This window comes from Ruegeria sp. CI8, assembly GCF_056536865.1.
Genome location: NZ_JBQFQL010000001.1, coordinates 1 through 14,049 on the forward strand (window position 1 = coordinate 1; position 14,049 = coordinate 14,049).

At 61.0% G+C, this 14,049-nt stretch carries 9 protein-coding genes and 1 tRNA gene; 8 read left to right on the top strand and 2 right to left on the bottom strand.

Features of this window, described 5'->3' with window-relative positions:
• Together ACR0DA_RS00005 and ACR0DA_RS00010 are read right to left on the bottom strand one after the other, a co-directional pair.
• Positions 1-436, bottom strand: a 436-nt coding sequence (locus tag ACR0DA_RS00005; RefSeq protein ID WP_480752484.1) for a hypothetical protein, incomplete at its 3' end; no start/stop codon positions are given.
• A 45-nt stretch (positions 437-481) separates the two neighbouring features.
• Positions 482-1,186, bottom strand: a complete 705-nt coding sequence (locus tag ACR0DA_RS00010) for a lysophospholipid acyltransferase family protein (RefSeq protein WP_480752486.1) — start codon at positions 1,184-1,186, stop codon at positions 482-484.
• Positions 1,187-1,330: 144 nt separating this feature from the next.
• Between ACR0DA_RS00010 and ACR0DA_RS00015 the strand changes: the two genes are divergently transcribed.
• The 8 genes from ACR0DA_RS00015 (at position 1,331) to lptF (ending at position 14,049) form a co-directional block, all read left to right on the top strand.
• Positions 1,331-1,406: transfer RNA gene (locus tag ACR0DA_RS00015), tRNA-Trp, on the top strand.
• A 204-nt stretch (positions 1,407-1,610) separates the two neighbouring features.
• Positions 1,611-4,925 carry an adenylate/guanylate cyclase domain-containing protein gene (locus ACR0DA_RS00020; RefSeq protein WP_480752488.1) on the top strand — a complete coding sequence of 1,105 codons (3,315 nt, stop codon included), beginning with the start codon at positions 1,611-1,613 and terminating at the stop codon, positions 4,923-4,925.
• A 123-nt stretch (positions 4,926-5,048) separates the two neighbouring features.
• The gene (locus tag ACR0DA_RS00025; protein WP_480752490.1) at positions 5,049-6,608 is read left to right on the top strand and encodes an FAD-binding oxidoreductase; all 1,560 of its coding nucleotides are present in this window, start codon (positions 5,049-5,051) and stop codon (positions 6,606-6,608) included.
• A 44-nt stretch (positions 6,609-6,652) separates the two neighbouring features.
• Positions 6,653-8,353 carry a hypothetical protein gene (locus ACR0DA_RS00030; protein ID WP_480752492.1) on the top strand — a complete coding sequence of 567 codons (1,701 nt, stop codon included), beginning with the start codon at positions 6,653-6,655 and terminating at the stop codon, positions 8,351-8,353.
• Entirely contained in the window at positions 8,346-10,103 is a 1,758-nt protein-coding gene (locus ACR0DA_RS00035; protein ID WP_480752493.1) for a ferritin-like domain-containing protein, read from the top strand. Before ACR0DA_RS00030 ends, ACR0DA_RS00035 begins: the two co-directional genes overlap by 8 nt.
• A complete protein-coding gene (locus ACR0DA_RS00040; RefSeq protein ID WP_480752495.1) occupies positions 10,100-11,407 on the top strand; it encodes a radical SAM protein in 1,308 nt (435 codons plus the stop codon). Before ACR0DA_RS00035 ends, ACR0DA_RS00040 begins: the two co-directional genes overlap by 4 nt.
• 11 nt (positions 11,408-11,418) lie before the next feature.
• A complete protein-coding gene (gene qhpG / locus ACR0DA_RS00045) occupies positions 11,419-12,858 on the top strand; it encodes a flavin-dependent monooxygenase QhpG (protein WP_480752497.1) in 1,440 nt (479 codons plus the stop codon).
• Positions 12,859-12,909: 51 nt separating this feature from the next.
• A complete protein-coding gene (gene lptF, locus ACR0DA_RS00050) occupies positions 12,910-14,049 on the top strand; it encodes an LPS export ABC transporter permease LptF (protein WP_480752498.1) in 1,140 nt (379 codons plus the stop codon).

Sequence of the window (14,049 nt, forward strand, 5' to 3'; positions counted from 1 at the left end):
GGTTGCGGCAGGTGGTTTTCCAAAGCGAAGCCAGCCGAAAGCAACTCGGTGAGAAACAAAAGAAGGCCGTCCCAAACCGGGGCGGCCTTTTCTTATTGGGAAGCAGATCAGACTGTTCCAAGTCGGCCAGTGTTTTCGATTTGATGGTGCCCCCGACCCTCGGCTTGAGAAATCTTAACCTTCCGCCCATCTGCTCCAGAAGCTGAATGTCTACCTGATGTGCAACGCCGGCAGCGACCTGTGCACGCTCGGCAGAATGCCCGACCAGCAGGAGGACGCGATGTTTGGCTTTGAGTTTCTGAATTACGGGGCGCAAATCCTTCACAACAAGGACCTTGAAGATATGCGCGAGGCCATTCTCAGCGACGATGGTCACGAAGTCGACTGCACCGTCAGCGACTTTTGTCGGGAACGCAGAAGGCTTGGGGGTAAGCAAACCGGCGCCCCGCGCCGTGACTTTTCCGGAAAGCAGGCGGGCTGATCAGAGCTTCGGTTTCCACGGGGCGCGACCGACCATAAGATCGGCCTCGGCGGTGATGTCATTCATGTGCTTCTCGAGGCTTTGGCGCAGTTGCTCGATCTGCTCTTCCGAGGCCTTGCGGGGTACGGTCTCAGTCCATTCACGGCAAAGGAAGACGCCTTCGTTGCGCCAGGGGCGCGGCAGCAGCAGCCGGTCCCAGGTGCCTGCCTCACGGCCATGGCGGGCCGAATAGGTGATGCCAAAAACGCGTTTGCCCGAGCTGCGCGCCCAGACCAGCGGGACGGTCGAGCACACCCGTTCCGGGCCGCGTGGACCGTCGGCAGCTATGCCGATCGAGATCCCCTGTTTCATCTTGCCCAGCACTTCACGCGACAGGGCCACGTGACGCTTGTGGCTGGACATGGCGATGGTGTCCATGCCGAAGAGCTTCTGCACCCGGCCCACCATGCTGCCGGCGCGCGCGGCCGATGTGATCGAGCAGATGCGCCCCTTTTCCAGCGGAAAGAAATAGGGCGATTGGGCCAACCGCTGGTGCCACAGCACGACGATGACCGGCTCGCCCTGTTCCGCGAGCTTGTCCAGTTCGTCATAGCCGGTCCGCTGCCATTTGGTGTTGCGATGGACCATCCTGATGTAGCTGGCGATGCGGCGCGCGGCCCAGTTCAGGGTCGTCTCGCTGTCGGCAATCTTCTTGCGAAGGCTCAAGGGTAATTTCCTCTCGGTGGGCCGAACCTTGTCTTATAGAACTGCACGACGCACGCAACTTCTTTGTCTAATGCATATGTGTCCGAGAAACTGAAAAAGCCTCTTGAGTCCGTCGCGCCGCTGGCATATCTGATGGCGCACCACAGGGGTATAGCTCAGTTGGTAGAGCGACGGTCTCCAAAACCGTAGGTCGCGGGTTCGAACCCTGCTGCCCCTGCCATTCTCCAAGCAATTCAGCAATGCTGCCTCCAAGGTCAACCGTGCTGTGCCGGTTTGGTTCGCCAAACCTCTTGACGTGCGGGTAAAGAACGAAAAGGCTGTTCAGTCAGTTGGATAATGAACGGGCCACGGTTTGCGACGCGCGATCTGCGCGGGGTGGACCGAGCCAAAACAAACCGGCGTTGGACAGGCCGTTGGGGGAGAAATGACGGATATCGCCGCTTTTCTGGAGAAGTTGGGGCTATCCAAATACGCCCCGGCCTTCGCTGCGGCAGAAGTGGCCTTGTCCGACCTCGTTCATCTGTCCGAGCATGATCTGATCGATCTCGGGCTGCCGCTAGGGCCCAGACGTCGCCTGCTTGCCGCAACCGCGCGTTTTGCCCAGGACACGGCCGGTGACGCCGTGCACACTCGCCGACAGGGCAAAATCGTGGCCGAGCGCCGGCAATTGACGGTCATGTTCGTTGATCTCGTCGGCTCGACGGCAATGTCCGAGCGCCTGGATCCGGAAGATCTGGGCGAGCTGGTGCGGCGATTCAAAGAGACTTGCACAACCGCCGTTTCGAAATTCGGTGGTCACATCGCCTGTTTCATGGGGGATGGCGCGATGATCTATTTCGGCTATCCGCACGCGCAGGAAGATGCGGCCTCGCGCGCGATCGAGGCCGGGTTGCAGATTTTGGACGAACTGCCTGCGATCGACCGAAAGGAAGAGCTGCAGGCGCGGATCGGAATCGCCACGGGACTTGTGGTGGTCGGCACCATCTATGGGGACGGGTTGCGGGAAAACGACGTGGTCATGGGGCGGACGCCGAATCTGGCCGCCCGTTTGCAGGGTCTGGCCGAACCAAATTCGCTGATCATCAGCCCCTCGACGCGCCGCCTGATCGGGGGCGCTTTCCGGCTGAAGGATGCCGGCAGGCATGTTCTCAAGGGGTTTGCGGACGAGATTCAGGCCTGGACCGTGGAGGGTACCGCGCGGATCGAACGGCGGTTCGAGATCAATCCCGAAGCGGGTTCCGGCCGTCTGATCGGTCGCGGCTCCGAGTTTCGCAAGCTGTGTGACAAGTGGAACGAAGCCAGTCACGGGGCGGGTCAATCCGTTCTGATCTCGGGTGAGGCGGGGATCGGAAAGTCGCGGCTGATCGAAGGGTTGGCGCACGAGTTGCAGGGTCAGGACATTCTGCGTCTGAATTTTCAATGCTCGCCGTTGCACTCAAGCAGTGCTCTGTATCCGATCGTGCAGCAACTGGAACGTTCAGCCGGGTTCGCGCCGGCGGATACGGACGCCCAAAAGCTGGACAAGCTTCTGCCGCTGCTGCGGTACCTGACGTCTGAACAGCAGCGCCTGATTGCGGATTTGTTGAGCATCGATGCCGATGATGCACTAGGACCCTTGGACTTGCCGCCGCAGGTCAAGCTTGAAAAGACGCTGGAAGCTGTCACGCAGCAATTGGTGTCGATGGCGCGAAGCAAACCCGTTCTGTTGCTGTTCGAAGATGCGCATTGGGTGGACCCGACCACGCTTTCGCTGACGGATAGGGTGATCGAGCGGATTCGTGACCTGCCGGTTCTGATCGTAGTTACGGCCCGGCAGGGATTCGACCCTAGCTGGGGGCACCACCACAACACGTTGCACATCCCCCTGACCCGATTGTCGAATGCCGAGGTGGCGGAAATCGTCACTGATGTTGCGGGGGGCAAATCTTTGCCGGGACCGGTCTGCGACCTGATTGCCGCCAAGACCGACGGGATCCCGCTCTTTGTACAGGAGGTGACGCGCGGCCTTCTGGAATCCGGCCAGTTGCGGCTGACCGAAGATGGCTATGTCCTGCGCGGTCCGCTGCCGTCGCTGTCGGTACCCAGCACGCTCAAGGATTCGCTGATGGAGCGTCTCGACCGCCTGGGTATGGCAAAGGACGTGGCGCAGACCGGTGCGGTGTTCGGGCGACGCTTTTCGGTGGCTCTGGTTGCGGCGGTCTCAATGCTGCCGGCAGCCTCGATGCAGGCCAGCCTGGAACAATTGGCCATGGCGGGCATCATCCAGCGGCCACCGGACGGGGCCGAGGACGAATACCTGTTTCGCCATGCTCTGATCCGGGACATGGCCTATGACAGCCTTCTGCGGTCCGAGCGGCAGGTCCTGCACGATCAGGCTGCGGGTGTATTGCTGGACCAGCAACCCTATCTTGCGCAGACCCAGCCCGAAGTTCTGGCCCAGCACTATACGCTGGCAAACCGACCCGAAGAGGCCGTTACCCATTGGCAAAACGCCGGTCAGAGAGCGATCGAGCGGTCGGCCCTGTCCGAAGCACTGACCCATTTGTCCAAGGCGCTTGGTCTTGTGTCTGAGCTGCCGAAAAGCCGCGACCGCGACTTGCGCGAGATTGATCTGCAAGTACTGCGGGCGGGTGTCTTGCGCTCGACTGACGGGATTGCGGGCGAAGCGACAGGCGAAGCCTATCGCCGGCTGCGCGAGCTGTGCCGCCGGGCCCGCGAGACGGAACGCCTGTTCCCGGTTCTCAATGGGCTTTATGCGTTTCACCTTGTGCGGGCCGAGTACCGCCTGGCCGGTGAGGTGGCGGACCAGATCCTGGACCTGGCCGAAGTCAGCGGCCGGACCGAGCATCGGATGGTAGGGCACCGCGCCATGGGCGCCGTGCAACTGCACATCGGCAATCTGACAGATGCCAGAGCGCACCTTGAGCAGGCCTGGACCCTTTACGATTTCAAAACACATGGGAAGCTGGCCTATGTCTACGGCACCGACCATGCGGCCATCACAGCCGGCTTCCTGGGGGTCTGTTACAGCCTGATGGGTGAGCCGGCCCGCGCGCGGAGGGTTCAGGCGCAGGCTCTGGAGTGGGCCAATGAATTGCAACACGCGCACAGCGTGGCCCAGGTCCTGACCTATACGTGCATGGTCCATCTGTTGCACCGCGATATCGACGCACTGGTCGCGACCGTCGCACCGCTGGAGGAGATTTCTCGCGAGCACAGGTTGGCCTTCATGTCGATCACGGCCCGCATGTGGCTCAGTTGGGCACGGGCGCACCAGACCCCGGACGCCGAGCACATCGCGGCCCTGCGGCAGGCGTCGGATGACTGGTGGTCCAGTGGCGCCGGAAACTACAAAAGCTTCTTTCTGTCGCTGATCGCGGAACTTCTGGTGCGTGCCGGGGGGCTCAAGGCCGCCAAGCAGGCGCTGACGCAGGCCGAACTTTGGCGCAAAGACACCGACGAAGGATGGGCCGATGCCGAGGTTTTCAGGGTCCGCTCGTTGCTTGACGATCATGGGCGGAAAGATCCCGAACCGATGCTCAAACAGGCGGTGTCCGAGGCGCGCAAATGCGGGGCCAGCCTGTTCGAATTGCGCGCAGCCGTGGCGCTGACCCGCCGCGTATCCAAAACCGGGGGGCGGCCGGGGCCATGGCTGTCCGATGCTCTGGATCGTTTCGACCCAAAGGCCGAGATTCCGGAATTGCTCGAAGCCCGGGCATTGCTTGAAACGATCTCTTGACCGGCACGGAAACTTTCTGCCAGCTTGGGACGGGCAGAAATGGGTTGATGGAAAGACCGTAATACGTGCGCGCAGTGTTTTTTCCCTGCGCGTTCTGCATGTTATGCCAAGGGAGCGTCCATCATGCGCAAGATAAGCAAGACCATTCTGGCCAAGGATCGCGTCGCCTCCAGCCGAACGGACCTGTCGCTGCAGCGCTATCATCCGATCACACCCGAACAGATCCGGGAGTTTGAAAAAGGCCTGGTTGGTTCGGTCGTTTTGCCGACGGATCCGAACTACAACACCGATCGTCAGCTTTGGAACCCGGCCTTTCAGGACTACCCGGAAATCATTGTCTATTGCGAAACCATTCAGGACGTGCGGGCCAGTCTGGCCTTCGCGCGGGCCCATGATCTGTGGGTGGTCAGCCGATCGGGCCGGCACAGCACGGCGGGGTACTCGGTCAACAATGCGATGGTGCTGGATACCAGCAGGATGTGTTACGTGACGGTCGATCCAGATACCCCGATGGCCTATGTCGGCCCCGGTACCCCGTTCAAGATCCTGAACTCGGTGCTGGATTCCTATCATCTGCATGTGCCGGGTGGCGCGTGTCAGGATGTCTGCGTGGCCGGATTCATGATGGGCGGAGGATACGGGTTCACGTCGCGCCTGTTCGGAATGGCCTGCGACAATGTCCTGGGCGTGACGGTGATGCTGTGGGATGGCAGTATCGTGATCGCGGATGACACGACCAACCCCGATCTTTTCTGGGCGATCCGGGGAGGCACCGGCAACAATTTCGGGGTGCTTCTGGAAATCCGGTTCAAGCTGCACAACCTGTACGAAGTTTGGGGCGTTCATATCAAATGGCCGCTGGACAGGGCTGCCAGGGCTTTGGAGTTTCTGCAGGCCAACTACATGAAGGACGGTCTCTCGGACAAATTTGGGGCCTACATCTTTCTTGCGTATCAAGGAGACCAGAAGGTTCTTTTGGTCTCGGCCCTATATCACGGGCCCGAAGACGAAGGGCGCCGGGTCCTTCAGCCGCTGCTGGACGAACCCATTGGCGGCCACATGGAAAACAGCAAGACAGGAACCTACCAGCAGATCAATTCCTGGCTGTATGACGAGAAATACGACATCCCGGTGGTCCCGGACCAAGCCCGCGAAGACAAACAGGGCGGGTATATCGCCCGCCAGTTGTCGCAAGATGAATGGCAAAGGGTCGTCGATTATCTGGACAGCACGCCAAACGCCTACGGGGCGGTGGCGATCGAGCCGTATGGCGGGGCGATCAACCGAATGCCGGTTGGCAAACAGGGAAACGCCTTCATTCACCGCGACGTGTCGATGAATTTCTACGTTGACGTGTTCTGGTTGTCCGAGGATGAGAAAGACGTCGTGGTCCCGTGGCTGGATGGGTTCATGCAGATGATGACGGACGAGGGGTTCTTCATCGACCGCTGTTATCAGAATTATCCGCGGCGCACTCAGTTGAACTATCGTTGGCTGTATTGGGGCGACAACTTCAACTCACTTATGTTCGTGAAGCAGAAATTCGACCCCCATAACTTCTTTCACTACCAGCAGAGTATTTCTCCGGTTCCGGACGAAGCGCCGCCGGACATCATTCGGGACAAGTCGACTCCGTTCTTCTCGGACCCGACGATCACCTATCAAAGCTATTCGTACCCCTGAAAACGGGTTGCGGACCGGCATGGCCAAACTGGAGAGGGCCCGGCATGGACACGATACAGGAAATCTTCTTTCTGCCGCCGATGGCCGTTGCCAGGCTTGGCCCGGGCGAGACCCCGCTGGAAAGCTACGAATGGCAGCAGGATCTGGACGCGCATGGCAACAACAAGACGGTCATACGCTCGAACGTGACTATGCGGGAAAACGAGGATGGGAGTGTCTCGGCCTACCTGCCGGACCCGCGGAAGATCCGATTTCGGGATGAAGGCACCGGCGCCCTGCGCCCGGTCGCGCCGTTCTTTGAACTGTGGGCGCGGATGTTCGATGCTGAAACCGGCGAGGCCTATGAAACTCCTGTGACTCTGAACCTTCTTGAAGGGCAGGGGCTGTCGCTGAAGAACATCCGCTACACGGTCGCTGTAGGCAACCAGAAAGCCGCCCGTCGCACCGGAGATGCAGCCTGCGGGTTTCGCGCCCGGGTCGAGATCGCGGCCGAGGATTTTACTCCCAAACCCGTGCTGGCCTTCAGTCCGCACACGTCGGAACAGCAGCCGCTGGTCTATGAACACAACCCGATCCCGCTGGGCTCGGTGCGGGTTGTCCGCCCGGTCCACGGGACGGACGAGCCGGTGCCCGGCGAGATGGTGGACCGCAGTCTTCTGCGTTTGCGGTTCACTCCGCCCAAGGGCGAGGTCTACGGCCCGCCCGATGCCGCCTTCGGCCCTGCAACCCTTGCTGTGCCGGGATACAAGAATGATCCGCCCAAATCGGAATACGGCCGGATTCATGAGATCGTGCCGGCGCAGAACCGCATCCTGAACCCGGACACGCCCTGGTCGAAATGGATCATGATGTCGGGGTTGTCTGATGATCCCGAACCGCATGACAGTTATGATGGTGCCAGGGTCGGCAACGATCAGTCCTGGGGGGTGGTTGACGACACGTGTGATGGAACGATCGAGGCCACGCTGGCTGTTCGCGGTCAGCGTTTGGTCGCCCGGGCGCGCATCTTCACCGGACCGCCGGATTTCGCACCGGATTGCCGGCCTTTCTACAGCCTCGAAGACGATCTGGCGGATCGCGACATGTCGTTGATCTCGGTTACCGCCGAAAACTACGTTGATGCAAAAACCGAAGTGGTCGACATCTTCCGAAGGGCGTTCGAGACCAACAGCCTGATCAATCTGGATGACATCCGGGCACAGGGCCTTAAGGACAATGCCTCTCTTCAGGTGCAGACCAATATCGCACCTACACCGGGCCTGCCGTCCACCGATGCGGCATCGATGACGGAAAAGGACGCGGTGCCGCCCGACAAGATCGACGAGTTGATCCGCCCACAGCCGGTGTCGGTTTTCTCGAACTCGGTCCCGAATGAACAGCTGCCCTATACGGTCGCCACCAAGTTTGTGCACGAGCAGTTGATCGATGAGGAAAACCTTTTGGATTTTCTGCGCCGCAGGCCTGATTTCGTTCGGCGATTGATGCGCCCACCCTTTGGCGTTCTGGCCCAGTTCGAAGAGGACCCGAACCCTGACCAGACACCCGATCCCGCCTTCCGCGACCCGCGGATCGTGCGCGACATGATGCACGACGCCCGCATGCCGCCCTACATGCGGGATTCCAACTATTTTCCGCTCTCGCTGTCACGGCGGCAGTACCATCTGGTGATGTCTTTCATCGATTACCTCGAGGCGCACCCGCCCGCGCCCGGAACCGAACCGGTAGGAGAGCCTCGGGATGTCTGACAAACCAGCGCCGATCCGCATCAAACCCCGCAATCTGACGGCCCGTGCGGCCTACAAGGTGCCCGGCAACCCTGACAACACTCGGCTGGACGGGTCGGTCGGAAATTGTTTCCCGGGGCTGGAAATGGACGTACGCGACCTTGATCGCCGGTTCTTTCCGGGATTGGTTTTCAATGCCGTACGTGTCCCGCTGAACCCGGTTCCGGAAGCACCCGAAAACACGCAAGGGTTTCATCTGGTCTATGTCGACTATTTCTATGACCCGATGTTGCCCGATGACAGTTCGGCACCTTGGGTGCAGGACTTGCTTGACGCCTATCGTGGCGAAATCGGCGCCGAGCTGTCCAGCGCCCGGTGGTTTCTGGCCTGGGTCGAACAAGGCGGTCGACGTATCTCGTTCCGTGATGACAAGGGCAAACCCTACGACGGCATGCTGGTCTGGCGGTTCATCCGCAGCCTTGAATGCGGCGACGACCATCCGGTGACCATCGCACTGGAGCGGCGCAATCACGACGGTGTCGTCGACGCACCGCCGGTCGTCCTGCACGGATACCGCCGGCAGTACCGCACCGAAGCCGGCGTGTTCGATACGGCCTACGACCCCGGAGAGCTGACCCAAAGCCTGTGCAATCCCTGGTCGCATGACTTTCGGGATTGCGGCTGCCACTACTGGCCATCAAACCACCCGGATGTGGTCACTGCCGAAGTGCCGCATGACACCCGCCTACCGACTGGTGCGCCTGACGATCCGGTCGTGGCCGAAACCTATCTGGACTGGCTGCGTTCGGACAAATCGCCCTCGGGCAATGTGGCGGCGTTGAATACCGTCGAACAGAACCGCCCGTTCCAGATCGACCACTACGAGGTCAACCAGATGTGGAGCGACCTGCCGATCGTCGTCGAGGGACGCGAGACCGGCGAAGTCTATGAGGCCGACACGGACCTGCCCGGTGTAGAACCGTATGAAAGCGTTGCGGCGATGGTCCAGGACCTGCAGACCCGTCTGGCGCCGATGGAGATGACGCTCAGCCTGCAATACCTTTATGCCTATTTCTCGCTGGCCGATCCCGAAACCGTCGATTCCGAGCGCTGGCCAACGCTGAAGGATGATCTGATCTTTGCTCGGCGCGCCCTGCTTGAAGTTGCGATCGGCGAGATGACCCACATGCGCTGGGCAAACCAGTTGCTGTGGTCGTTGCAGGGCAAGGATTACGAACCGGTGCTAACGCCCGCGCTTGCCCTGCCCATCGGACCCAAGCGGATCATCCCACGGTCGTTGCGCCCCCTGACGCCCGAGGCCATCGATGACTTCATCGAGATCGAACGCCCCGACGGCTTCATCGACCGTGCTTATGCCCAGTGCGTGGCGACACTGGAACACAAGGCGTTCACCGATCGGCGTCTGTATGCTTTGGCCGTGCGGATCGACACCGACGGCGACGAGCATTTTCTGCGGTTCCGCCAGATGAAGGACGTTCTGGCCAAATACCAAACGGGCCGCGGCACACCTGCCTATCTGCGCCCGATCCAAGTGGGCTCGGAAACGCAGGCGAAAGAGGCACTGGATCTGTTCCGCCGCATCACCGATGGGCTCGAACAGGCCTATCAAAACGAGGCTCAGAACCGATTTACCGAAGCGCAGAAGTATATCCAGCAGGTGCGCGACACGATGAAAAGCTTCCGGGTCGCCGGTGAAGCCTTGGCGGAAAAGGGTATCGGTATCCCGTTCTGGCCCGAGGTCGAGACATGACCGACCCATCTGCCGAGGTGCATTTTTTCGAAACGACATTGGGCGAGCACATGCTCGCCGTAGATGGCTCGCGCGTGTTCGATGTGCCCGAAGGAACGGCGGATCACTTCGCCCGTATGGCCGCCGAAAGTCAGCGAGAGTTTCTGACGCAGATGGGTCTTGATGGTGTGCCGTTCATTGACGACGCGCCGCCGCGCCGCATGCCGGTCAGGTCTTTGTCGCTGGCGGTCGCGCAGAAATGCAACTTGGCGTGCACCTATTGCTATGCCTCGCAGGGCAGCTTTGGTGGTCCTGCCCGCAGTATGGAATGGGAGGTCGCGAAAGCCTCGGTCGATCGGCTGATCATGGACTCGGAACCCGGCACCCGGATCAATCTTGCCTTCCTGGGAGGCGAGCCGTTGATCAATCGCAACCTGATCCGAAAAACGACGGTTTATGCTGCTGAACACGCGCAACGCAACAAAGTGGATGTGGGATTTTCGATCACGACGAATGGCACGTTGCTGCGCCCGGAAGACGCTGAGTTTTTCGAAGACCACGCCTTTGCCGTCACCATCAGTCTGGATGGCGTTGGCAAGGCACATGACCGGTTGCGCCCCAACCAGGGTGGGCGCGGCAGCTACGACACCATTCTGCGCAAGGTGCAGCCGTTGCTGGACAAACAGCACCGCATGCAGGTGGGCGCTCGGGTCACCGTGACACCGCGCAACATCGAGCTGCCTGAGACCCTGAGCCATTTCATAGGCTTGGGTTTCCACTCGGTCGGGTTCTCACCCATGCTGGCTTCGCCAACCGGGCACGAAGAAATGAGCAGCAAGGACATGGCCGAAATGCTTTCGCAGATGATCCGCTGTGGACGGGCTTTCGAAGACGCCGTGCTGCAGGGCCGCCGCTTTCCCTTCTCGAACATGGCCGCCGCAATGCACGAGATCCACCGTGGCACGCACCGGCCCTACGCTTGCGGAGCCGGTGGCGGATATTTCGGGGTTTCGGCGGATGGCGATCTGTTCGCCTGCCACCGCTTCGTCGAGGATGACTTGGCCGCGATGGGCAACGTCCATGACGGCCCGGATGCGCGGCGAGAAGCCTGGCTGGCCGAGCGCCACGTGCACAACCAATCGCCGTGCAACATCTGTTGGGCACGGTACATGTGCGGTGGCGGTTGCCATCACGAGGTCATTCATCGTGGCCGCCCGGCATGTGATTATATCCGCGGTTGGCTGGATTATTGCCTGCAGGCCTATGTCCGGCTGTCGGCTGCCCGCCCGGATTTCTTCGGCGACGCTGCCCGCCGTTCGGCCTGAGGGCGCAGCGGATGGCGGCCGAGATTGAAGCCGAGATCTGCGTGATCGGCGGTGGTCCGGCCGGGGCCGTAACGGCGATGCGGCTGGCACAGCTGGGGCGACGAGTCTGTCTGCTGGAACGCGCCACCTTTCCACGCCCACACATCGGCGAGTCACTGCCTGCCTCCATCTGGCCCATTCTGCGGTTTCTGGGTGTGGGCGATGCTATGAAAGCTGCGGGATTCCTGCAATCGTCGGGTTCCGTCCTTATGTGGGGTGGGGCGTTTGAAAGGCGGGGTGAACCAACTGACGATCCGGGCCTTCTGGTGGATCGCGGCCAGTTTGATGCCATCCTGCTGGACGCTGCACGCCAGTCGGGTGTTCGTGTGTTGCAACCCGCACGCGCCTATCGACCACGGCGCACCGGGGCCGGTTGGGAGGTTCCGATCCTGACGGCCCGGGGGAAAAGCCGACTGCGCGCTGACCTTTTGGTGGATGCGGCGGGCAAGCATGCGGGACTGGGTCGGAGGTTCCGCCCGGCCTCAGCGCCATTGACGGCGCTCTATGCCTATTGGCAAGCCCCTCCGGGTTTTGGCACACAGGCTCGCGTGGAGGCTGGTGATGCCCATTGGTATTGGGGCGCAGCACAGCCGGATGGTACGGTCAACGCTTGCATTTTCATCGACCCGTCGGATTGCACTGGTTTGTCGCCGGCGGCCCGGCGTGATTTGTATCTGAACCTTCTGGCACGATCGACTCTACTGGCCAGCTGTCTGGAGCAGGCGCGAATGGGCCCGGTGCGCCGGTGTGATGCCAGTAGCCAATGTGAATTGACCCCGCCCGCCGATGATCTGCTGCGCGTGGGTGAAGCGAGTTTCTCGGTCGATGCGCTGTCATCGCAAGGGGTGCAACTGGCTATGGCGCAGGCCATGCAGGCCGCAGTGGTTGCGAACACGATTCTGACTCGGCCCTGCGACACCAACATCGCGCTGGGGTTCTATTCGGAACGACAGCGCGAACGCGTCGAAACCCACGCAGAACTGACGGCGGCATTCTATGCACGTCACCACGAGGTCACCTCTGGGCCGTTCTGGAGCCAGCGCGCACAGCCGCTGGACTGGCTTCGCCGCCCGCCTGCGGACCTGCAGAATGCCGAGCTGTCCACGGGCGAGGTGCTTCGCCTGTCGCCGGAGGCGAAGCTGGTACAGGGTGGTGTGCAAGGCGACGCATATGTTGTGCGGTCAGAGATTCTGACCCACCCCAATTTGCCGCGCCCGGTCCACTCGCTGGCGGGGGCCGAGCTGGCGCCGTTGATATCCGATTTGCACGACCCACGCTCTGTGTCCGATATTTTGCAGCGATGGTCGAGCCGCATCGGCCCCACCTCGGCGGCACAGGTCCTGCGGTGGCTGTGGCACACCAAAATCCTTGTGCCGGCCGGTGAGCTGGGGCGCAATCGCGGTTCCCCTTGACTGGCGAATGGCCTAATGTCCCGCCAGGATAAGACAGGCGAAAGAGGTCACATGTCGCGCTTTGATGGGTATTTCCTGCGGCAGCTATTGGTTCTTTTCGGCTTTTTCACGCTTGTTCTGGTGGGCGTGTTCTGGATCACCCGCTCGGTCAGCCTGTTCGAACACGTCATAAGCGGCGGCCAGTCATCTATGGTGTTTCTGGAGTTCACGGCGCTGACCCTGCCGACGCTTGTCCGAACGGTCATGCCGATGGCGGTCTTCGCCTCCGCAGTCTATGCCACCAACCGGCTGAGCCGGGAAAGCGAGCTGACCGTGATGCTGGCCACAGGGTCCAGCCCATGGCGGCTGGGCCGGGCGGTGTTGCTGTTTGGTCTAGTGGCGGGGCTGATGATGGCGATCGTCAGCGTCATTCTGCGGCCCGCATCCGTGGAACAGCTGGAAATGCGCCAGGCCGAGGTGGCAGGTGACATTACCGCGCAGTTGCTCAACGAGGGGGAGTTCATGCACCCGGCTCGGGGCGTGACCGTCTATATCGGTCGGATTGATCTGGATGGCACATTGCACGAGGTGTTCGTGTCCGACCGTCGCGATCAGGAAAACCCCGCCACATACTCCAGCACGTCCGCCTATCTGGTGAACAACGGATCCGGCGTTCATCTGGTCATGGTGGATGGGGTTGCACTGCGGCTGAACAAGGAAGGCAAGACGCTGTCGTCGACCCTTTTCGACGATGCATCATACGACATTTCGGAGCTGTCCCGAAACACCGACAATGGACGCCGCAGTCTTGAGGCGATTCCGACGATCGAGTTGTTGGGCGATCTTGACGCTGTCGCCGCGGCGGATGGCTACCCGTTGGGGGAATTGGTGGAAGAGCTGCACCAGCGGTTTTCCTGGATCGCGATCTGCATCACCGTGGCGCTGGTTGGGTATTCCACGCTGATGCTGGGCAGTTTTTCCCGGTTCGGCCTTTGGCCACAGATATTCGCAGCATTCACGATTCTTGTCTTGTTGGAAGGCGTACGTGGGTTCGTATCTCCGGTGGTGATCAAGGATGCGAAGCTATGGCCGCTGCTCTATGGTCCGGCCGTTGTCGGGTTCGCAATATCGGCCGTGTTCCTGGCTTTCGCCGGAAGACCGATCATTCGCCGGCGGGTGAGAACTGCCGCACCCGCGCCGTCCCCGGCCTGA

Excerpts from the sequence above, each read along its gene's own strand:
- lptF (WP_480752498.1), top strand. The coding sequence starts at position 12,910 with ATGTCGCGCTTTGATGGGTATTTCCTGCGGCAGCTATTGGTTCTTTTC.
- ACR0DA_RS00025 (WP_480752490.1), top strand. The coding sequence starts at position 5,049 with ATGCGCAAGATAAGCAAGACCATTCTGGCCAAGGATCGCGTCGCCTCC.
- ACR0DA_RS00020 (WP_480752488.1), top strand. The coding sequence starts at position 1,611 with ATGACGGATATCGCCGCTTTTCTGGAGAAGTTGGGGCTATCCAAATAC.
- ACR0DA_RS00030 (WP_480752492.1), top strand. The coding sequence starts at position 6,653 with ATGGACACGATACAGGAAATCTTCTTTCTGCCGCCGATGGCCGTTGCC.
- ACR0DA_RS00040 (WP_480752495.1), top strand. The coding sequence starts at position 10,100 with ATGACCGACCCATCTGCCGAGGTGCATTTTTTCGAAACGACATTGGGC.
- qhpG (WP_480752497.1), top strand. The coding sequence starts at position 11,419 with ATGGCGGCCGAGATTGAAGCCGAGATCTGCGTGATCGGCGGTGGTCCG.
- ACR0DA_RS00035 (WP_480752493.1), top strand. The coding sequence starts at position 8,346 with ATGTCTGACAAACCAGCGCCGATCCGCATCAAACCCCGCAATCTGACG.